17 protein-coding genes, 1 tRNA gene and 1 riboswitch are annotated in these 20,242 nt (G+C 69.9%); of the genes, 15 read left to right on the forward strand and 3 right to left on the reverse strand.

Annotation, left to right across the window (positions count from 1 at the left end; genetic code table 11):
* Positions 1-118: 118 nt before the first annotated feature.
* The 13 genes from M4V62_RS25035 (at position 119) to M4V62_RS25095 (ending at position 13,240) form a co-directional block, all read left to right on the forward strand.
* Positions 119-784 carry a SurA N-terminal domain-containing protein gene (locus M4V62_RS25035; RefSeq protein WP_249589468.1) on the forward strand — a complete coding sequence of 222 codons (666 nt, stop codon included), beginning with the start codon at positions 119-121 and terminating at the stop codon, positions 782-784.
* Between the two features lie 58 nt (positions 785-842).
* Positions 843-1,832 (forward strand): nucleoside triphosphate pyrophosphohydrolase, encoded by a 990-nt coding sequence (locus M4V62_RS25040; RefSeq protein WP_249589469.1) that lies wholly within the window; start codon positions 843-845, stop codon positions 1,830-1,832.
* Between the two features lie 31 nt (positions 1,833-1,863).
* Positions 1,864-2,145: a type II toxin-antitoxin system Phd/YefM family antitoxin gene (locus M4V62_RS25045; protein WP_249589470.1), complete on the forward strand. Its 282-nt coding sequence runs from the start codon at positions 1,864-1,866 to the stop codon at positions 2,143-2,145.
* Entirely contained in the window at positions 2,142-2,546 is a 405-nt protein-coding gene (locus M4V62_RS25050; RefSeq protein ID WP_249589471.1) for a type II toxin-antitoxin system VapC family toxin, read from the forward strand. Before M4V62_RS25045 ends, M4V62_RS25050 begins: the two co-directional genes overlap by 4 nt.
* Positions 2,547-2,592: 46 nt before the next feature.
* Positions 2,593-3,960, forward strand: coding sequence for a cytochrome P450 family protein (locus M4V62_RS25055; protein ID WP_249589472.1), 1,368 nt, complete (start codon positions 2,593-2,595; stop codon positions 3,958-3,960).
* 136 nt (positions 3,961-4,096) lie between these two features.
* Positions 4,097-5,089, forward strand: coding sequence for a LysM peptidoglycan-binding domain-containing protein (locus tag M4V62_RS25060; protein WP_249589473.1), 993 nt, complete (start codon positions 4,097-4,099; stop codon positions 5,087-5,089).
* Positions 5,090-5,270: 181 nt separating this feature from the next.
* A riboswitch (cyclic di-AMP (ydaO/yuaA leader) is annotated at positions 5,271-5,462 on the forward strand.
* 3 nt (positions 5,463-5,465) lie between these two features.
* Positions 5,466-6,176 (forward strand): transglycosylase family protein, encoded by a 711-nt coding sequence (locus tag M4V62_RS25065; protein WP_249589474.1) that lies wholly within the window; start codon positions 5,466-5,468, stop codon positions 6,174-6,176.
* A 266-nt stretch (positions 6,177-6,442) separates the two neighbouring features.
* The gene (gene eno / locus M4V62_RS25070) at positions 6,443-7,735 is read left to right on the forward strand and encodes a phosphopyruvate hydratase (RefSeq protein ID WP_249589475.1); all 1,293 of its coding nucleotides are present in this window, start codon (positions 6,443-6,445) and stop codon (positions 7,733-7,735) included.
* A 109-nt stretch (positions 7,736-7,844) separates the two neighbouring features.
* The gene (locus M4V62_RS25075; RefSeq protein ID WP_249589476.1) at positions 7,845-8,327 is read left to right on the forward strand and encodes an FtsB family cell division protein; all 483 of its coding nucleotides are present in this window, start codon (positions 7,845-7,847) and stop codon (positions 8,325-8,327) included.
* A 71-nt stretch (positions 8,328-8,398) separates the two neighbouring features.
* A complete protein-coding gene (locus tag M4V62_RS25080) occupies positions 8,399-8,920 on the forward strand; it encodes a DUF501 domain-containing protein (protein ID WP_249589477.1) in 522 nt (173 codons plus the stop codon).
* Between the two features lie 64 nt (positions 8,921-8,984).
* On the forward strand, positions 8,985-9,911 hold the full coding sequence (locus M4V62_RS25085) for a Ppx/GppA phosphatase family protein (protein ID WP_249589478.1): 927 nt from the start codon (positions 8,985-8,987) through the stop codon (positions 9,909-9,911).
* Between the two features lie 398 nt (positions 9,912-10,309).
* On the forward strand, positions 10,310-11,740 hold the full coding sequence (locus M4V62_RS25090; RefSeq protein ID WP_249589479.1) for an NAD(P)/FAD-dependent oxidoreductase: 1,431 nt from the start codon (positions 10,310-10,312) through the stop codon (positions 11,738-11,740).
* A gap of 204 nt (positions 11,741-11,944) precedes the next feature.
* The gene (locus tag M4V62_RS25095; RefSeq protein ID WP_249589480.1) at positions 11,945-13,240 is read left to right on the forward strand and encodes an SAM-dependent methyltransferase; all 1,296 of its coding nucleotides are present in this window, start codon (positions 11,945-11,947) and stop codon (positions 13,238-13,240) included.
* A gap of 85 nt (positions 13,241-13,325) precedes the next feature.
* On the opposite strand, the gene M4V62_RS25100 is transcribed toward M4V62_RS25095, so the two are convergent.
* Both M4V62_RS25100 and M4V62_RS25105 read right to left on the reverse strand, forming a co-directional pair.
* Positions 13,326-15,833: an ABC transporter permease gene (locus M4V62_RS25100; RefSeq protein ID WP_249589481.1), complete on the reverse strand. Its 2,508-nt coding sequence runs from the start codon at positions 15,831-15,833 to the stop codon at positions 13,326-13,328.
* A 111-nt stretch (positions 15,834-15,944) separates the two neighbouring features.
* Positions 15,945-16,715: an ABC transporter ATP-binding protein gene (locus M4V62_RS25105; RefSeq protein ID WP_249589482.1), complete on the reverse strand. Its 771-nt coding sequence runs from the start codon at positions 16,713-16,715 to the stop codon at positions 15,945-15,947.
* A gap of 387 nt (positions 16,716-17,102) precedes the next feature.
* On the opposite strand from M4V62_RS25105, the gene M4V62_RS25110 reads away from it, so the two are divergent.
* Positions 17,103-17,185 (forward strand) — tRNA-Leu (locus M4V62_RS25110).
* Between the two features lie 28 nt (positions 17,186-17,213).
* Here the strand turns inward: M4V62_RS25110 and M4V62_RS25115 are convergent.
* On the reverse strand, positions 17,214-18,872 hold the full coding sequence (locus M4V62_RS25115) for an IclR family transcriptional regulator domain-containing protein (protein WP_249589483.1): 1,659 nt from the start codon (positions 18,870-18,872) through the stop codon (positions 17,214-17,216).
* Between the two features lie 146 nt (positions 18,873-19,018).
* On the opposite strand from M4V62_RS25115, the gene M4V62_RS25120 reads away from it, so the two are divergent.
* Positions 19,019-20,197 carry a 4-hydroxybenzoate 3-monooxygenase gene (locus M4V62_RS25120; RefSeq protein ID WP_249589484.1) on the forward strand — a complete coding sequence of 393 codons (1,179 nt, stop codon included), beginning with the start codon at positions 19,019-19,021 and terminating at the stop codon, positions 20,195-20,197.
* Positions 20,198-20,242 lie beyond the last annotated feature (45 nt).

Raw genomic sequence — 20,242 nt, forward strand, 5'->3', positions numbered from 1 at the left:
GCCCCAACTCCACCCGAATCGTTGGTCGAATGGGTGGCCGAGAGACCGGCCACTGCCTAACATCGATCACCGCAAGACTTTGTGCACCGCCGCACAATCTCTCGACCGGGAGGCTCACTTGCACCGCCGCCGTCGCACCGCGCTCACCCTCTCCGCCGCCGCGATCGCCGCGGCCCCCCTCCTGACCGCCTGCGGCAGCGAAGCCCACCCGGGCGCCGCGGCCGTCGTGGGCAACGACCGGATCACGGTCTCGCAGCTGGAGGGCCGGGTGAACGAGGTGCGGGACGCGCAGCGCGCCGCGATCCCGGACGAGCAGCAGTACGAGCAGGCCATCGCCAAGACCGGCGGCCTCACCCGCAGCACGCTGCACACGATGGTCCTGGACAAGGTCCTCCACCAGGCCGCGGCCGACGCGGGCGTCGAGGTGTCGCGCCGCGACATCCAGACGATGAGAGCGGGCCTCGAACAGCAGGCGGGCGGCAAGAAGGCACTCGAACAGGGCTGGCTCCAGCAGTACAGCGTCGCCCCGTCCCGCCTGGAGGACAGCCTCCGTACGGAGATCGAGGCGCAGAAGCTGGCGAAGGTCCTCGGCGCGGACATGAACGCCCCGGAGGGCCAGGCCACCTTCTGGAAGGCACTCTCCAAGGCCTCCAAGAAGCTGGACGTCGACCTGAACCCGCGGTACGGCACGTGGGACGTGGACAAGAGCAAGCGCGCGGACTCGAAGACGCCGTGGGTGCGTGAGGTGTCCGGGGACGGCGCGGCGGGTCCCAAGCAGGCGTAAGAGGAGCCCGATCCGGCGCGGGGAGAGGGCTGCCAGTGCCGTGGGTTACGTTCGACGGGTGAACGAAACCACGCCCCCGGCCGACGCCCCCGGCCGCGTCATCCTCCTCACCACCAGCCACCGGGTGGCCCCCGGCCTGCTCTCCTGGCCCGCGTGGCAGGCCCTGCACGAGGCCGACGAGGTCCTGTGCGCCGACGCCACGCACCCCCAGCTGCCGTATCTGCACGAGGCGGGTGTGACGGTGGACCACGCCTCACCCACGGCGCAGGACCTGGTGGCGGCGTGCGCAGGCGACCGCACGGTCCTGGTCATCGCCACGGCCGAGGGGGACCGCGCCCTGACGGACGGCCTGGCGAGGCTCGCGGGCTCGGGCCGCGTGTCGATGCCGGACCTGGAGCTGCTCCCGGCTTCGTACGACCTGCCGGGCGCGCGGCTCCTGGACCTGGTCCAGGTCATGGACCAGATCCGGGGCGAGTGCCCCTGGTCGTCCCAGCAGACGCACAAGGGCCTGGCGAAGTACGCGATCGAGGAGGCGTACGAACTGGTCGAGGCGATCGAGGAGGGCGACAGGGAGGAGCTCCGCGAGGAGCTGGGCGACGTCCTGCTCCAGGTGGTCTTCCACGCGCGGATCGCCGAGGACGACGAGGATTCCCCCTTCTCTGTGGACGACGTGGCGGGCGGAATCGTCGAGAAGCTGATCCACCGCCACCCGCACGTCTTCGGCGACGACTCGGCGGACACCCCCGAGGACGTGAAGGCGCACTGGCTCCGCACGAAGGCGGAGGAGAAGCAGCGCTCATCCCTGACAGAGGGAATCCCCCTGGGCCAGCCGAGCCTCGCCCTGGCGGCGAAGCTGGCGTCCCGGGTGCGGACAGCGGGCCTTGAGGTGTCCCTGCCCTCGGGGGAGGGAGTCGGCTACGAACTCCTCGCGCTTGCCCTGCGCGCGGAGGCAGCGGGGGTCGACCCGGAGGCGGCGCTGCGGGGCGCGGCGCGGGCTTATCGGGATGCGGTGCGCGCTGCCGAGGCGGTCGGATCACCTTCCGATTGATGTACCTACACGATGTAGGTACATTGAGGGCATGGAAACCATCGGCCTGCGCGAGCTGAACCAGAACCCCTCCAAGGCAGTGGCCCGGGTACGGGCCGGGGCGTCGATACTCGTCACCGACCGGGGCAAGCCGGTCCTGCGCATGGTTCCGGAGACCGAAGCGCCCGGCACGTTGCAGCGCTTGCTCGAATCGGGCGACGTCACCGCGCCCGCCGAGCAGGGCATGCCCGAGGTGTTCACCGATCTCGCACCCGAACTCGGCAGTCTCTCCGACGTCCTGCTCGAAGAGCGCGACAGGGAGCGCCGCCGGTGATCTACCTCGACAGTTGTGTGCTCCTGAAGTTCATCAAGCCGGAGAAGGAGACCGAGGCGCTGCGCGCCTGGAGGGCCGGGCTGCCGGACGGGACGGAGCTGCTCGGCAGCGAACTGGCCCGCCTGGAGATCACCCGGACCCTGTATCGCGCGGGCGTCGACCATCAGCGCGTCCCCTTCTTTGTGGGGCAGGCCGTACGCGGTGTCTATCTCGCCGACGTCACCACCACGGTCATGGCGCGGGCCGCCGCCTATCGGACTCAGCGGCTCGGCACGCTCGACGCCATCCACCTGGCGAGTGCGGACCCCTTCCGGCAGGACATCACGGAGTTCGTCACCTACGGCCAGGAACTAGCCCGCGCGGCCGAGGAGCTCGGCTTTCCGGTGAGCTCCCCGGCGTAACGGACCAGCGGCGCGGGGGCGCGGGGAGCCGGATACCGTCAGGGTCATGCAAGACCAGCCGCCCGCCCCCGCAGAGCCGTCCCCCACAGAGGCCACCCCCGCGGCCTGCCCCGCAGGGGCCCCGCCCGAGGCCCAGGGGTCAGACGAGGCCCAGGGGCCAGAGCTCTTCACGTGGGAGTTCGCCACCGACCCCTACCCCGCCTATGCCTGGCTCCGCGAGCACGCCCCCGTGCACAGGACCCGGCTGCCCAGCGGTGTGGAGGCCTGGCTGGTCACCCGGTACGTCGACGCCAAGCAGGCGCTCGCCGACCAGCGGCTCAGCAAGAACCCCGCCCATCACGGCGAGCCCGCGCACGCGAAGAGCAAGACCGGCATCCCGGGCGAACGCAGCGCGAACCTGATGACGCACCTGCTCAACATCGACCCGCCGGACCACACCCGCCTGCGCCGCCTCGTCTCCAAGGCCTTCACGCCCCGCCGTATCGCCGAATTCGCGCCCCGCGTCCAGGAGTTGACCGACCGGCTCATCGACCAGTTCGCGGAGAAGGGGGAAGCCGACCTCATCCACGACTTCGCCTTCCCCCTCCCCATCTACGCCATCTGCGACCTGCTCGGCGTGCCCCGCGAGGACCAGGACGACTTCCGTGACTGGGCGGGGATGATGATCCGCCACGGCGGAGGGCCCAGGGGCGGTGTCGCCCGGTCGGTGAAGAAGATGCGCGGGTACCTCGCCGAGCTGATCCACCGCAAGCGCCTCGAACCCGGCGACGACCTCATCTCCGGGCTCATCCGCGCCTCGGACCACGGTGAGCACCTCACCGAGAACGAGGCCGCCGCGATGGCCTTCATCCTTCTCTTCGCCGGGTTCGAGACCACCGTCAATCTCATCGGCAACGGCACCTACGCCCTCCTCACCCACCCCGAGCAGCGCGAGCGGCTCCAGGGCTCCCTCAGGGACGGCGACACCGGCCTCCTGGAGACCGGTCTTGAGGAGCTCCTCCGCTTCGACGGTCCCGTCGAACTCGCCACGTGGCGGTTCGCCACCGAGCCGCTGACCATCGGAGGGGAGGACATCGCCGCCGGCGACCCCGTCCTCGTCGTCCTCGCCGCCGCCGATCGTGACCCCGAACGCTTCGACCGGCCGGACACGCTCGACCTCTCCCGGCGCGACAACCAACACCTCGGCTACGGCCATGGCATTCATTACTGTCTCGGTGCGCCGCTCGCCCGGCTCGAAGGGCAGGCCGCCCTCGCGACTCTTCTGCGGCGCCTCCCTGACCTGCGACTCGCGGTGGAACCTGGTGATTTGAGATGGCGCGGCGGGCTCATCATGCGCGGACTCCGCACGCTGCCCGTGGAGTTCACACCCGCACAGCAGAGCAAAGATTCGACCCCGGAAACGACGTTTAGCTGACGGACCGTCAAGACTGTGACTTTCACGTGATCTCCGCTGCATCGACTTGTGACAAGCGTTCGACTGCCGCTACGTTCACCGACGACTCGGCATCCCGTGCCGCAGTCGTCGCTCCAGTCACGCGAAAGGCAACCGCATGATCTCCGGCAATGGTCGTCACCGACGCCCCCGCCAGGCCCCGGCCCTGATCGTCGCGGCAGGAGTCGCAGGATCGGCCATCGCCATCCCGCTGCTCGGCGCCACCAGTGCGAGCGCGGCGGACACCGCCACGTGGGACAAGCTCGCGGAGTGCGAGAGCGGCGGATCCTGGAGCGCGGACGCCGGCAACGGCTACTACGGCGGGCTCCAGCTCTCGCAGCAGGTCTGGGAGGAGTACGGCGGCCTCGACTTCGCGCCGAGCGCCGACCAGGCCAGCCGTTCGCAGCAGATCTCCGTCGCCGAGAAGGTTCTTGACGACCAGGGGATCAGCGCCTGGCCCAGCTGCGCGCCGATCGCCGGTCTCACCCAGGACGGCGCCGCCGCCGACGTCGACCCCGGCGCCCCGATCACCACGGTGCCGTCGGACGAGCCGTCGGAGTCGACCGAGCCCGGTGACGGTGAGTCGGCCGAGACGGGCGAGCCGAGTGCGTCGCCGAGCGAGTCGGCCGATCCCTCGGACGACACCAAGTCTTCGGACAAGCCCTCGGCGAAGCCTTCCGAGAAGCCCGACGCCGACGACGAGACGCGAGACAAGAATCACGACGAGTCGGGTGAGCCGGGCAAGTCGGGTGAGTCGGATGAGTCCGGCGACTCGGGCAAGTCCGGTCAGAACGACGAGGCTTCACCCGCCCCCGGCACCCCCGCCGGTGAGGGTGAGGGCCGCCACCGCGGCGGCAGCGCGGACGACAAGGCCTCCGACGGCGCCACCCGCGAGGGTTCGGGCCGGCACGCGTCCCGTGGCGACGAGCGTCAGAAGGACGGCTCCGACGGGACGTACACGGTCCGCTCCGGAGACAGCCTCTGGGGCATCGCGGACGACCTCGACGTGAAGGGCGGGTGGGCCGAGCTGTACGAGGAGAACGAGAAGTCGGTCGGCTCCGACCCCGATCTCATCCTTCCCGGTCAGAGCCTCGATTTGGGCGAAAAGTAGGGGTAGTTGGCGAGTCGCTTTGCGCTTGATGTCCCAATTGGCGCAAGTGAGAGATGGGTCTCAGAAGCCCTGATCGTCTTTGAGTTTCGGCCGATCGCATGTCTACGGTCGTGACCGCTCGCCACAGCGGGCCCCGCCGGTCGGTACGCCGAGTCCTGCCAACGGCCGTTCGGGAACAGTCGTCGCGTAAGCGCCGTAGGCAGGAGCGGGGGAACCAAGGTTTCCGCCGGGCCCGGCCGTTCAGCATCGCGAGAGCGATGCGAAGAGACGGACGGGAACGGCTAGGGGTTAAGCCGCGCTCAGGAAGCGCGGCCGGGCAACTTCATCGGCCCGAACCCGACAGCTCACCTCGCAGGCGTCGGTGAGGGGATCACTCATGCTGTTTTCCAGCAAGGGCAAGCACCGCCGCCCGTCCAAGGCCACCCGTGTCGCCACGCTCGCCGGCGTCACCGGTGTAGCGGTCGCCGCCCCGCTGATGGCGGCCGGCTCGGCCTCCGCCGCGACCAACTCCGAGTGGGACGCCGTCGCCCAGTGCGAGTCGGGCGGCAACTGGTCCATCAACACCGGCAACGGCTACACGGGCGGACTGCAGTTCTCGTCCTCCACCTGGGCCGCGTACGGCGGTACGAAGTACGCGCCCACCGCCGACAAGGCCTCCAAGGCCCAGCAGATCGAGATCGGCGAGAAGGTCCTCGCGGGTCAGGGCAAGGGTGCCTGGCCGAGCTGCGGCGTCGGCCTCTCGGGCGCCTCCAACGAGGGTGGCGGTGCGCAGGAGAGCGCCCCGCAGCAGACCCAGCCCCAGGAGCAGCCGAAGAGCCAGCCCAGCGCCCAGACCGAGCAGCCGCAGCAGGCCGCTCCGAAGGCCGAGGCCCCCAAGACCGAGTCCAAGAAGACCGTCGAGACCCCGACCGGCAAGAAGGTCAAGAAGGGCGACGGCGAGTACAAGGTCAAGAAGGGTGACACCCTCTCCAAGATCGCCGAGGCGAAGGACGTCAAGGGCGGCTGGCACAAGGTGTACAAGCTCAACGGCGACATCATCGACAACGCCGACATGATCTACCCGGGCCAGCAGCTCCACCTCAGCTAAGCGCTGAGAGCTGAGCGGCGGCGCTTCGGCGGAGGCGCCGCCCGCCCACCCCCGTCCCCACGGGTCCACCCCGTCCCGGTGCGCGTATCCCCCGTACGCACCGGGGCGGGGTTCTTTTTTGTCCGCACCGCTTTGTTCCGTTCGGAAACTTTTTGCTCTCGGTTTGTCCACAGGACGGTCGCTCGGCTGGCTGTTGCCCGGGAGCCGGTTAGGCTCGTGTCCGCGAGGCCAACGCCCCGCGTACCCGCGTCACATCCCAGAAGGAGATGCTCGTGCCGTCCATCGACGTCGTCGTAGCCCGGGAAATCCTGGACTCCCGAGGCAACCCCACGGTCGAGGTCGAGGTCGGCCTCGACGACGGCAGCACGGGTCGTGCCGCCGTTCCGTCCGGTGCTTCCACCGGTGCTTTCGAGGCCATCGAACTCCGTGACGGTGACCCCAACCGTTACCAGGGCAAGGGCGTGGAGAAGGCCGTCCTCGCCGTCATCGAGCAGATCGGCCCGGAGCTCGTCGGGTACGACGCGACCGAGCAGCGCCTGATCGACCAGGCGATGTTCGACCTCGACGCCACCGACAACAAGGGCTCGCTCGGCGCCAACGCCATCCTCGGCGTCTCGCTCGCCGTCGCGCACGCCGCGTCGGAGGCCTCCGACCTCCCGCTCTTCCGCTACCTCGGCGGCCCGAACGCGCACCTGCTGCCCGTTCCGATGATGAACATCCTGAACGGCGGGTCGCACGCCGACTCGAACGTCGACATCCAGGAGTTCATGATCGCGCCGATCGGCGCCGAGTCGTTCTCCGAGGCCCTGCGCTGGGGCACCGAGGTCTACCACACGCTGAAGAAGGTCCTGAAGGACAAGGGCCTCTCCACCGGCCTGGGCGACGAGGGCGGCTTCGCCCCGAACCTGGACTCCAACCGCGCCGCGCTCGACCTCATCCTCGAGGCCATCAAGCAGGCCGGTTACGTCCCCGGCGAGCAGGTCGCGCTCGCGCTCGACGTCGCCGCGTCCGAGTTCTACAAGGACGGCAAGTACGAGTTCGAGGGCAAGTCCCGCTCGGCCGCCGAGATGACCGAGTACTACGAGGAGCTCGTCGCCGCGTACCCGCTCGTCTCCATCGAGGACCCGCTGTTCGAGGACGACTGGGCCGGCTGGAACGTCATCACCGAGAAGCTCGGCGAGAAGGTCCAGCTCGTGGGCGACGACCTGTTCGTCACCAACCCGGAGCGCCTGGCCCGTGGCATCGAGGAGAAGTCGGCCAACGCCCTCCTGGTGAAGGTCAACCAGATCGGTTCGCTGACCGAGACCCTCGACGCCGTCGAGATGGCCCAGCGCAGCGGCTTCAAGTGCATGATGTCGCACCGCTCCGGTGAGACCGAGGACGTCACCATCGCCGACCTCGCCGTCGCCACCAACTGCGGCCAGATCAAGACCGGCGCCCCGGCCCGCTCCGAGCGCGTCGCCAAGTACAACCAGCTGCTCCGCATCGAGGAGATCCTCGACGACGCGGCCGTCTACGCCGGTCGCAGCGCCTTCCCGCGGTTCCGCTTTGCGGACTAATAGGCACAGCAAGGGCTGAGCCGTAGCCACGCTGTAGTTACGTACGTCCCCGTACTCGGTCCCGTACCGTGTGCGGGGACGTACGCGCGTGTGAACGGGAGGCGGGGACATGGCCGTGAAGGACCGGGACCGGTTCTCCACCGCGACCAGGCTGCGGCTGCTCGGCGAACAGACCGCGGAGCGTGTCTACCGCTCCCAGACCAAGCGCCAGGCCCGCCGCTCCCGGCTCACGGGACGCGCCGCGCTCCTGGCGCTCGTGCTCTGCTCGCTGGTCGTCGCGCTCGCCTACCCGATAAGGCAGTACGTCTCCCAGCGCGCGGAGATCGCCGATCAGCGCAAGGAGCAGGCCGAGCGCCGCGAGAACGTCGAGAAGCTGCGGGACGAGAAGGCCCGCTGGCGGGACGACGAGTACGCGGAGCAGCGCATCCGGGACCGGCTGCACTATGTGATGCCGGGCGAGACCGGCTTCACGGTGGTCGACCCCGAGGCGGCGAAGAAGCAGCACACCGACCAGGGGGCGGCCGCCAGGCCCTGGTACTCGAACGTCTGGGACGGCGTCGACAAGGCCGACCGCCCGGACGACGACGACTGAGCGACATCAGAACCTCTGACATCCGAGTCCGAGCCCCACAGAACTTCTACGGAACCGATCGAAAGACAGGCATGGAAACGCCCCCGCCGACCACCCCGCGCACCGAGCCCACCGACGCCGACGTCGAGGCCTTCAAGCAGCAGCTCGGCCGCCCGCCGCGCGGCCTGCGGGCCATCGCCCACCGCTGCCCGTGCGGGCAGCCGGACGTCGTCGAGACGGCGCCGCGCCTTCCGGACGGGACGCCGTTCCCGACGACGTACTACCTGACGTGCCCCCGCGCGGCCTCCGCGATCGGCACGCTGGAGGCGAACGGCGTCATGAAGGAGATGACCGAGCGCCTCGCGACGGACCCGGAGCTCGCCGCCGCGTACCGCGCGGCGCACGAGGACTACATCGCGCGCCGCGACGCGATCGAGGTCCTGGAGGGCTTCCCGAGTGCGGGCGGCATGCCGGACCGCGTGAAGTGCCTGCACGTCCTGGTCGGCCACTCCCTGGCCGCGGGCCCCGGAGTGAACCCCCTGGGCGACGAGGCGATCGCGATGCTCCCGGAGTGGTGGCGCAAGGGCGCGTGCGTGTCCCTGCCGGAGGAGTAGGTCGGCGTCCTCGTTGCCGAGCTGCCGAGCTGCCGAGTACCGATTCAACTGAGGAGCCCCCAGAGTGACCCGCGTAGCTGCCATCGACTGCGGCACGAACTCGATCCGCCTGCTCGTGGCAGACGCGGACCCGCAGACAGGCGAACTCGTCGACCTGGACCGCAGGATGACCATCGTCCGCCTCGGCCAAGGCGTCGACAAGACGGGCCGTCTGGCTCCGGAGGCCCTGGAACGCACCTTCGCGGCCTGCCGCGAGTACGCCGAGGTCATCAAGTCCCACGGCGCCGAACGCCTCCGCTTCGTGGCGACCTCCGCCTCCCGTGACGCCGAGAACCGCGACGACTTCGTACGCGGCGTCCTGGACATCCTCGGCGTCGAGCCGGAGGTCATCAGCGGTGACCAGGAGGCCGAGTTCTCCTTCACGGGCGCGACGAAGGAGCTGGCGGGCAGCGACCACCTCGCCAAGCCCTACCTCGTCGTGGACATCGGCGGCGGCTCCACGGAGTTCGTCGTCGGCGAGGACCACGTCCGTGCCGCCCGCTCCGTCGACATCGGCTGCGTGCGCCTCACGGAGCGGCACATCCGCACCGACCCGCCCGCTCCCGCCGAACTGGACGCCGTACGCGCCGACATCGAGGCCGCGCTCGACCTCGCGGAGGAGACCGTGCCGATCCGCGAGGCGCGGACCCTGGTCGGCCTCGCGGGCTCGGTGACCACCGTGTCCGCCGTCGCGCTCGGCCTCGACGCGTACGACTCCGAGGCGATCCACCACTCCCGTGTCTCGTACGAGCGGGTCAGCGAGATCGTCGGACGCCTGAGCCGGGCCACGCACGACGAGCGCGCCGCGATCCCGGTGATGCATCCGGGGCGCGTGGACGTCATCGTCTCGGGCGCGCTCGTGCTTCTTTCGATCATGGAAAGGACCGGGGCCCGGGAGGTCGTCGTCAGCGAGCACGACATCCTCGACGGCATCGGCTGGTCGATCGCCTGAGCGCGTCATGTAGCGTCTGAGCGGCCGTCGAGGGGGTCGAAAGGCCCCGCGGCGACACGCCGTCGGGAAACTTCGTGAAGTTCTTCACAAGGAAATCGGCTCGGTTGGACGATGTTCAGGGGTTCCGGACCCCTAAAAGTGATCCCAGAGGGCCTCGCGACCCGCGATGGTGAAGGTTCGCGAGTGGGCCCGGAGCGTGGGCCGGGGGAGTGGTTCACTGGGCCCCGGAGGCCAGAGCGGCAGCTCACAAGGGGTGCACAACGTCTCGGGTCATCCCGTGGTTCCCCTGGGGCGTCATGACCTGCGTCACGTGGGCGGCGAAGTGTAGCAGAGGGCCTACCCATGCTTGTGAAGGGGCGCACGAGCGACCCCCCTCGGGCGGGTGGATACTCGATGGCATGAGCACCACGGAGCGTCCCAGGATCCTCGTAGTAGGCGGTGGGTACGTAGGCCTGTACGCAGCTCGGCGCATCCTCAAGAAGATGCGCTACGGAGAGGCGACCGTCACGGTCGTCGACCCCCGGTCGTACATGACCTACCAGCCCTTCCTCCCCGAAGCCGCAGCCGGCAGCATTTCGCCTCGGCACGTCGTCGTCCCGCTGCGACGCGTGCTGCCCAAGGCGGAAGTTCTGACCGGCCGGGTCACCACCATCGATCAGGACCGCAAGGTCGCGACGATCGCCCCCCTCGTGGGCGAGGCGTACGAGCTGCCTTTCGACTACCTGGTCATCGCGATGGGCGCGGTCTCCCGCACCTTCCCGATCCCCGGCCTCGCCGAGCAGGGCATCGGCATGAAGGGCATCGAGGAGGCCATCGGCCTGCGCAACCACGTCCTCGAGCAGCTGGACAAGGCTGACTCCACGACGGACGAGGACGTCCGCCGCAAGGCGCTGACCTTCGTCTTCGTCGGCGGTGGCTTCGCGGGTGCGGAGACCATCGGTGAGGTCGAGGACATGGCCCGCGACGCGGCCAAGTACTACAACAACGTGAAGCGCGAGGACATGCGCTTCGTGCTCGTCGACGTCGCGGACAAGATCCTCCCCGAGGTCGGCCCGAAGCTCGGCCAGTACGGCAAGGAGCACCTCGAGGGCCGCGGTGTCGAGGTCTACCTCAAGACCGGCATGGACTCCTGCGTGGACGGCCACGTGGTGCTCAACAACGGCCTTGAGGTCGACTCCAGCACCATCGTGTGGACCGCCGGCGTCAAGCCGAACCCGGCGCTCGCCCGCTTCGGTCTGCCGCTCGGCCCCCGTGGCCACGTCGACACCCAGACGACCCTCCAGGTCCAGGGCACCGACTACATCTGGGCCGCGGGCGACAACGCCCAGGTGCCGGACATGGTCGGCCGCAAGGCCGGCAACGAGAACGCCTGGTGCCCGCCGAACGCCCAGCACGCGCTGCGGCAGGCCAAGGTCCTCGGCGACAACGTGATCTCCGGCATGCGGGGCTTCCCGCAGAAGGAGTACAGCCACGCCAACAAGGGTGCGGTCGCCGGTCTGGGCCTGCACAAGGGCGTCGCGATGATCGTCATGGGCAAGATGAAGATCAAGCTCAAGGGCCGTCTGGCCTGGTACATGCACCGCGCGTACCACGGCATGGCGATGCCGACGTTCAACCGCAAGATCCGTGTCTTCGCCGACTGGACGCTCGCGGTCTTCCTCAAGCGTGAGGTCGTCTCGCTGGGCGCCATGGAGACGCCGCGCGAGGAGTTCTACGAGGCCGCCAAGCCCGCGCCGAAGCCCGCCGCGGCCAAGGCCGAGCCGGTCGCCGCCGGGTCCGCCGGGTCCGCCGGGTCCGCCGGGTCCGAGGAGAAGGCCAAGGCCTCCTGACCTCCGGTCGTTGAACAGCCCCGAAGGGGCCGTCCGCCATCCGTGGTGCGGGCGGCCCCTTCGGGTTTTTCCGGCCCTTTATACGTGTTGGCTACATGTATTTTGCCGATCCGTGACGCGGCAACGGGACTGCGGGAGCGCCCGGTTGGTGTTTACGTGGTGTTGAACCTATCCGGGATATCCCGAATCACGGAGGTGTGCACCATGCCCGATGCCGCACGGCGGCTGAAGAGCCTTGCCGAACAACTGCTGGGAGCCCCGCTCCCCGTACGTATTCGTGCCTGGGACGGTTCCGAAGCAGGCCCGCCGGGCGCCCCCACCCTCGTCGTACGCAACCGCCGCGCCCTGCGCCGCCTCATGTGGAAGCCCGGCGAGCTGGGCCTCGCCCGTGCCTGGGTGGCCGGGGACCTGGACGTCGAGGGCGATCTGTACGCCGCGCTCGACCGGCTCGCCGGTTTCATCTGGCAGCGCGAGGAGGACGCACGGACCCTCAGGGAGTCCCTGCGCGACCCCGAGTTCCGCTCCGCCGCCCGCTCCCTGATCGGCCTCGCCGCGCCGTTCCTGCCGCCGTCCCCGCCGCAGGAGGAGATGCGCAGGCGTGGCACCCTCCATCTGCACACCAAGGGCAGCGACCGCCAGGCCATCAGCCACCACTACGACGTGGGCAACGACTTCTACGAGCTGGTGCTCGGCCCCTCGATGGTCTACTCGTGCGCCTACTGGGAGTCAGAGGACTCCACCCTCGAGAACGCCCAGCGCGACAAGCTGGAGCTCATCTCCCGCAAGCTCGACCTGAAGCCCGGCATGCGGCTGCTCGACGTCGGCTGCGGCTGGGGCTCCATGGCCATCCACGCGGCGCGCGAGCACGGCGTCACCGTCGTCGGCGTCACGCTCTCCCAGGAGCAGGCCGCGTACGGCAGGAAGCGCATCGCGGAGGAGGGCCTGACCGACCGGATCGAGATCCGCGTCCAGGACTACCGCGACGTGCGCGACGGTCCGTACGACGCGATCTCCTCCATCGGTATGGCCGAACACGTCGGCGCCGAGCGGTACTTGGAGTACGCACACGACCTGCACGCCCTTCTCAAACCCGGTGGGCGCCTCCTCAACCACCAGATCGCGCGCAGGCCGCAGGCCGACGAGTCGTCGTACACGGTGGACGACTTCATCGACGCCTATGTCTTCCCCGGCGGTGAGCTCGCCCCCGTGGGGTCCACCGTCGGGCTCCTGGAGCGCGCCGGGTTCGAGGTGCGCGACGTCGAGGCGATCCGCGAGCACTACGCCCTCACGCTGCGCCGCTGGGTCGCCAACCTGGAGGCCCACTGGAAGGAGGGCCAGCGGCTCACGTCACCGGGCCGCGCCCGCATCTGGCGCCTGTACATGGCGGCGTCCGCGCTCGCCTTCGAGCACAACCACATCGGCGTCAACCAGGTCCTCGCGGTGAAGACCTCCGAGGTGGGCGCCTCGGGGATGCCGCTGCGGGCCCGCGACTGGAACTAGGCGGCACGAGGCGGTGCGTACGTGAACGAGTGGGGCCCCGGGCGGCGATCGCCCGGGGCCCCACTCGTTCACGTAACGGCCGGTGCTACTCGGCCTTGATCGCCATCAGCGGGTTCAGCTTGGCCGCGCTGCGGGCCGGCCACATCGCCGCGAGGACACCGACGAGGCCCGCGATGCAGAGGAAGATCGCGATACGGCCGAGCGGGATCTCCATGGAGTACGTCTTCACCGTGCCGGAGATGCTGTTGCCCGCGACCCAGCCCATGAAGAGGCCGAGGCCGATGCCGAGCACCGCGCCGAACAGGGAGATGATGACCGCCTCCAGGCGCACCATCTGCTTGACCTTCGCGCGGTCGAGGCCGATGGCCCGCAACATGCCGATCTCGTGCTTCCGCTCGAAGACCGACATGGCCAGGGTGTTGATGACGCCGAGCACCGCGATCAGGATGGCCATCGCCAGGAGGCCGTAGAGCATGTTCAGCATCATGTTGATCGCGCCACCGATCTCGTTGCTGATCGCGTCCTTGTCCTGGATCTTCAGGGCGGGGTTGTCACCGAGCGCCTTGACGATGGAGTCCTCGGCCTTGTCGGAGGTGCCGCCCGCCATCTTCACCAGGACCTGCTGGTCGGTGATCTTGGACATGTGCGCGTCGACCACGGAGAGCGGCGTGAACAGGCCGTTGATCATCTCGTTCTGCTCGTAGATGCCGGCGATCTTCAGCTTGACCGTCTTGTCGTCGTCGAACTTCACCGGGACGGTGTCGCCGGTCCTGAGGCCCTTCTTGTCCGCGGTCTTCTTGTCCAGGAGCGTGGAGTCGCCCTTCAGGCCCGCGAGCGAGCCGCTGGTGAAGTCCAGGCTCGCGACCTTGCCGAAGTCCTTCTCGTCGACGCCGGTGACCTGGTTGTACGAGCCGTCCAGCTCGCCGTAGGCCGTGCGCAGCGGGCTGCTCGCCTCGACGTCGGGGAGCTTGTCCAGCTTCTCGCGGACCTCGGGGGTCAGCGGCTCGTAGTTGGCCATGGAGACGGTGTAGTCGGCCTTCAGGGAGCCCGCGGCCATCTTGTTGATGGCGCTGCTCATGGAGGTCGCGACGACCGTCATCGCCGTGATGAGGGTCAGGCCGATCATCAGCGCCGCGGCGGTGGACGCCGTACGGCGCGGGTTGCGCACCGAGTTGAGCCGGGACAGCTTTCCCGGGACGCCGAACGGCTTCAGGAGCGGGGCCGACGCGGCGATGAAGGGGCGCGACAGGAGCGGCGTGAGGACGATGACGCCGACGAGGATGGTCGCGGCGCCCCCGGCCATCACGTAGTTGTCGTCCATGAACATCATGACCGTGCCGATGGCGACGATGACCGAGCCGATGGTGTTGCGGACGACCAGGCCACGTGCGGTCGGCGTCGCGTGGACGCTGTTCATCGCGGCGACCGGCGGGATCCGCGCGGCGCGGCGGCCCGGCAGCCAGGCGGCCAGCATGGTCACGACCACGCCGATGATCAGGGCGACGACGATCGTGAGCGGGGCGATGACGAGCGGCCCGTCGGGCAGCGAGGCGCCCGCGGAGTTCATCAGGGACTCCAGGCCGACGGCCACGCCGATGCCGAGCGCGAAGCCGGTCACGGCGGCCACCAGGCCCACCAGGAACGCCTCGATGAGCACGGAGCGCGTCACCTGACGGCGGGAGGCGCCGACGGCGCGCATCAGGGCCAGTTCCTTGGTGCGCTGGGCGACCAGCATGGTGAAGGTGTTGGCGATGATGAAGATGCCGACGAAGAGCGCGATGCCGGCGAAGATCAGCAGGACCTGGCTCATCGAGCTGGTCTGCTGCTCGATCATGCGGTCCTGGTCGGACTTGAGCTCGGCGCCGGTGACGGCGTCCGTGTCCTTCGGCAGGATCTTGTCGACCGAGCTCTTCAGCGCCGTCTCGGAGGTGCCCGCCGCGGCCTTCACGTCGATCTCGTCGTACTCGGTCTTGCCGAGGGCCGTGCGCGCGGTGTCGTTGTCGAACACCACCAGGCTGCCGCCCGCGAGGACGCTGCCGTCCTCGGTGTCGAAGACGCCGCTGACCTTGGCCTGCTTCACCGGTCCGTCGGTGGAGTAGCGGACGGTGTCGCCGACCTTGTAGCCGGTGCGCGCGGCGGTGCGGGAGTCGAGGGCGATGTCACCGGCGGACTTCGGGGCGGCGCCCTTGGTGAAGTCGTAGCGCGGGTCCTTGCCGTCCTTGCCCGGGAAGTAGTTGGCGCCGGAGGTGCCCCACTCGCCGCCCACCAGCTTGCCGTCCTTGTCGGCGAGCGCGGTGAAGCCGGAGACACCGGCGATCGCGGAGTCGGCGCCGGGCAGGCTGCCCGCCTTCTTCACGAGGGAGTCGGTCAGGCGCGGCTTCTGCTTGGTCTCGTCGTCCTCGCCGCCGAACTGCTGGATGGCGACGGAGACATGGTCGAAGCTCTTCGCCGACTTGTTCTTGTAGGCGTTGCCGAAGGTGTCGGTGAAGACCAGGGTGCCGGAGACGAAGGCGACGCCGAGCATGACGGCGAGCACGGTCATCAACAGCCTGGCCTTGTGCGCGAGCACGTTGCGCAGGGCGGTACGGAACATGGGAGTCAAGTCCTGGTGGGAGAGAAGAGGAGCGCCCCAAAGGGGCGCGGGGAACTGCGCGACCAGCCACGACGTACGCGCAGGCGGCGAACCTGCGGACGTGGCACGGCGCTAGCTCGTTCGTCCCTTGGCGTCGAAGGCCTTCATCCGGTCGAGCACGCCGTCGGCGGACGGATCGACCATCTCGTCGACGATGCGCCCGTCGGCCAGGAAGATCACGCGATCCGCGTACGCCGCGGCCACCGGGTCGTGGGTGACCATCACGACGGTCTGGCCCAGTTCGCGTACGGAGTTGCGCAGGAAGCCGAGGACCTCGGCGCCCGAGCGGGAGTCCAGGTTTCCCGTGGGCTCATCGCCGAAGATGATGTCCGGCTGAGAGGCCAACGCACGGGCCACGGCGACACGCTGCTGCTGCCCGCCGGACAGCTCGGTGGGCCGGTGCTTGAGCCGCCCGGCCAGGCCGACCATGGCGATGACCTGCTCAAGCCACGCAGTGTCCGGCTTGCGGCCCGCGATGTCCATCGGCAGCGTGATGTTCTCCAGGGCCGTCAGCGTCGGGAGGAGGTTGAAGGCCTGGAAGATGAAGCCGATCTTGTCCCGGCGGAGCTTGGTGAGCTGCTTGTCCTTGAGGGTGGACAGCTCGGTCTCGCCGATCCGCACGGAGCCGCCGCTGAAGCTGTCGAGCCCGGCGACGCAGTGCATCAGGGTCGACTTGCCGGAGCCCGACGGGCCCATGATCGCGGTGAACTCGCCCTGCCGGAAGTCGACGGAGACATGGTCCAGGGCGACCACCTGGGTCTCGCCCTGGCCGTACACCTTGGAGAGGTCCGTGGCGCGCGCGGCCACTGCGGTGGTGCGGGCGGCGAAGGGGGTGGTGGTCACGGGGCGGTGCTCCTGTCGGGACGACGAGTGGGGACGTACTCCATCGTGCTTGCGGATCCGCGCCGTGTAGTCAGCCGCTGTTCCGGTTCCGAGGGCCCTCTCCAGTCGGACTCGAGGCGCTTGTGTCATACCTGGGGATGACCTCGGCCCCTGACACGGGTAGCACCTGCCAGTGACCCGGGGACATTCCGGAAGCGGCTAAATTCCGTCATTCCGTACCGGAGGGCGCACAGCGGTGGAAGGGCCTGCGGCATGTACCGATGGGCTGTACCGGTGGCTGATGCACCCTCAGACGTCAATAAAATAAGACAACATCGGGCTGTTGTTCCGCTGTTCGGGGGACGCCTCCCGATAGGGTCGAATCACTTGATGCGGAGCCCATGGCCTGCCCGGATGGTGGAATGCAGACACGGCGAGCTTAAACCTCGCTGCCCCTAGCGGGCGTGCCGGTTCAAGTCCGGCTCCGGGCACCTCCACCAAGCCGTCGGCGCTATGGCGCTACGGCATCAGTACGCCGTTGAAGCGGGCCGCCGTGTGCAGGTCCGCCTCGATCGCCGCCGCCGTCTCGCGCAGCGCGGGAAGCAGCGCCTCGATGGTCTCCTCCAGCGGGGCGGTGCCCGCGTGCTGGGCCACGTTCAGGGCGGCGACCACGCGTCCTGCCGCGTCCCTGAGCGGTACGGCGACCGAGCGCAGGCCCTCCTCCAGCTCCTCGTCCGCGGTGGCGTGGCCGTCGGCGGCGGCCCGGTCGAGGATGCGGTGCAGGGCGGCCGGGTCGGTGACGGTGCGCCGGGTGAGGGGCTTGGGCGGGGCCGCCTCCAGGAGGCGCGCGCGCTCCGCCTCCGGCAGCCCGGCGAGCAGGACGCGGCCCATGGCCGTGGGGTAGGCGGGGAAGCGCGTGCCGAGCGTGATGTGGACGCTCATCACGCGGACCGTCGCGGCCCGCGCCACGTACAGGATGTCCGTGCCGTCGAGCACTGTCACCGAGGCCGACTGGTGGACGCGGCCCGTCAGTTGACGCAAGTGCGGCTCGGCGATGTCGGCGAAGCCGAGGCGGGAGAGGCGGGCGTAGCCGAGCTCCATGATGCGGGGGAGCGGGCGGTAGAGGCGGCCGTCGTGCGCCGCGTACCCCTCGGCCTCCAGGGTGTGCAGACAGCGGCGTGCGGTGGCCCGTGGCAGGCCCGTGGCCGCGGCGACGGCGGTGAGCGGGAGGCCGTCGCCGCGGGCCCGGCCCAGGGCGCGCAGGACGGTGAGGCCGCGGGCGAGCGACTGGAGGAAGCCGGGACCCAGTTCGGCCTTGGCGTCCGCCGTGGCGGATTCCTGAACCTCCGTCAATTCAGGCTCCGCGTACGTGGCTTGTGCGGTCGGCAGGGACTCCAGGAGCGCCGCTTCCGCGCGCAGCCTCGGCAGCACAAGATCCGCCAGGCCCTGTGCCGTGTGCCTGCTGGTGTGGCTCACCGCGGACAGGGCGTACCGGGCGCGGCCCGTCGCGTCGCGCACCGGGACCGCCGTCGCGATCAGGCCCGGCTCGATCAACTGGTCGTCCAGGGCCCAGCCCGTCACGCGCGAGCGCTCCACGCGGTCCGTGAGGTCCGGGGGTGTGGACGCGGGGCCCGGCGGCAGCGCGGGGAAGGCGCGCCCCTCGGGGTCGGCGGCCACCCGGGCCCGCCACGCCGCCCACGCGGCCTCGTCCCACTCGGCGGCGAACAGCGCGCCCGGCGCGCACCGTTCGGCGGGGAGCAGATCGCCGATGCGGAACGCCACCGACATGGCGCGGCGCCGCGCGGCCTGCGTCACGAAGCGGACGCCGTCGCCGTCCGGCACCGCGAGGGACACCGACTCGTCAAGCTCGTCCGCGAGCCGTGCGGTGCGCGCCGCGACCTCGCCGCTGAGCCCGCTCGCCGCGAGGTAGGCGTTGCCGAGCTCCATCAGGCGGGGCGTGAGGTGGAGTTCCTGGCCCTGTTCGCGTACGTACCCGATGCGGGCCAGGGTCGCCACGACCCGGTCCACCGTCGAGCGGGCCAGGCCGGTGGCGCGGACGAGGTCGCCCGCCCTGGCCTGGTCGGCGACCGCGAGGGCGCGAAGGACCGCGAGGCCGCGCTCCAGGGGGCGTACGGACTCTTCGCGTACGGACTTTTCGCGTACGGACTCTTCTGGCATGGCGCCGCTCCTCGCGCGGGGGTGGAACCGGGCGCACCGAAAGTGGCTGCCCCGCAACCGTTGACAGCCGCTGGGTCCGGTCGGAGACTCCCGTCAGCACATTATGAACGAAAGTTCACCAGACGAACAAGTGGAGGGGTCGGCCGATGCGCACCACCGTCGGAATCATCGGAGCCGGACCGGCGGGCCTGCTCCTCGCCCGCCTGCTGCACAACGCCGGCATCGATTCCGTCGTCCTGGAGACCCGGGACCGCGCCTACGTCGAGCAGCGCCAGCGCGCCGGGATCCTGGAGCAGGGCACCGTCGACGTCCTGCGCGAGGCGGGCGCCGCCGCCCGCATGGACCGCGAGGGCATCGGGCACGACGGCATCGAGCTGCGCTTCGACCGCCGCAGGCACCGCGTCGACTTCCCCGCGCTCACGGGCGGCCGGTCCGTGATGGTCTACGCCCAGACCGAGGTCTGCAAGGACCTCATAGCCCTCCAGCTCGCCGCCGGCGGCCCGCTGCTCTTCGAGGCCGAGGCGCTCGCCGTCGAGGGCGCCGAGACCCAGAGCCCGCGCGTCCGCTTCCGCCACCAGGGCCGCGAGGACGTCCTCGCATGCGACTACGTGGTGGGCTGCGACGGCTCCTGGGGCGTGGCCCGCAAGGCCGTGCCCGCCGATGTCTCACGGGTCTTCGAGCGGACGTACCCCTTCGGCTGGCTCGGCATCCTCGCCGACGTGCCGCCCTCGCACGACGAACTGGTCTACGCCCGCCACGACCGCGGCTTCGCCCTCCTGTCCATGCGCTCGCCCACCGTCACGCGCGCCTACCTCCAGGTCCCCGCGGGCACGGACGCCGCCGACTGGGGCGACGAGGAGATCTGGGACGAGCTCGACCGCCGCCTGGAGACGGACGACCCCGCCTGGACGCTGAAGCGCGGACCCATCACCTCCAAGTCCGTCACCCCCATGCGCAGCCACGTCCACGAGCCGATGCGCCACGGACGCGTCTTCCTCGCCGGGGACGCCGCCCACATCGTCCCGCCCACCGGCGCCAAGGGCCTCAACCTCGCCGTCGGCGACGTCGTCACCTTCGCCCGCGCCCTCGCCGAGTACCGCGAGACCGGCTCCGACGCCCGCCTGGAGGCGTACTCGGAGACCTGCCTGCGCCGCGTCTGGCAGGCCGAGCGCTTCTCGTACGCGATGACCACGATGCTGCACCGCGCCCCCGAAGCCACCCCCTTCGACGACCGCATCCAGCTCGCCCAGCTGGACCGCATCGCCTCGTCGCGCTCGGCCGATGCCGACCTCGCGGAGAGCTACACCGGATTCCCGCTCGACTGAACGCATCCCCGTCCCCACCAGGTCCCACAAAGAAGTGAGAACCCC

This window comes from Streptomyces durmitorensis, assembly GCF_023498005.1.
GTDB classification, from domain to species: Bacteria; Actinomycetota; Actinomycetes; order Streptomycetales; family Streptomycetaceae; genus Streptomyces; species Streptomyces durmitorensis.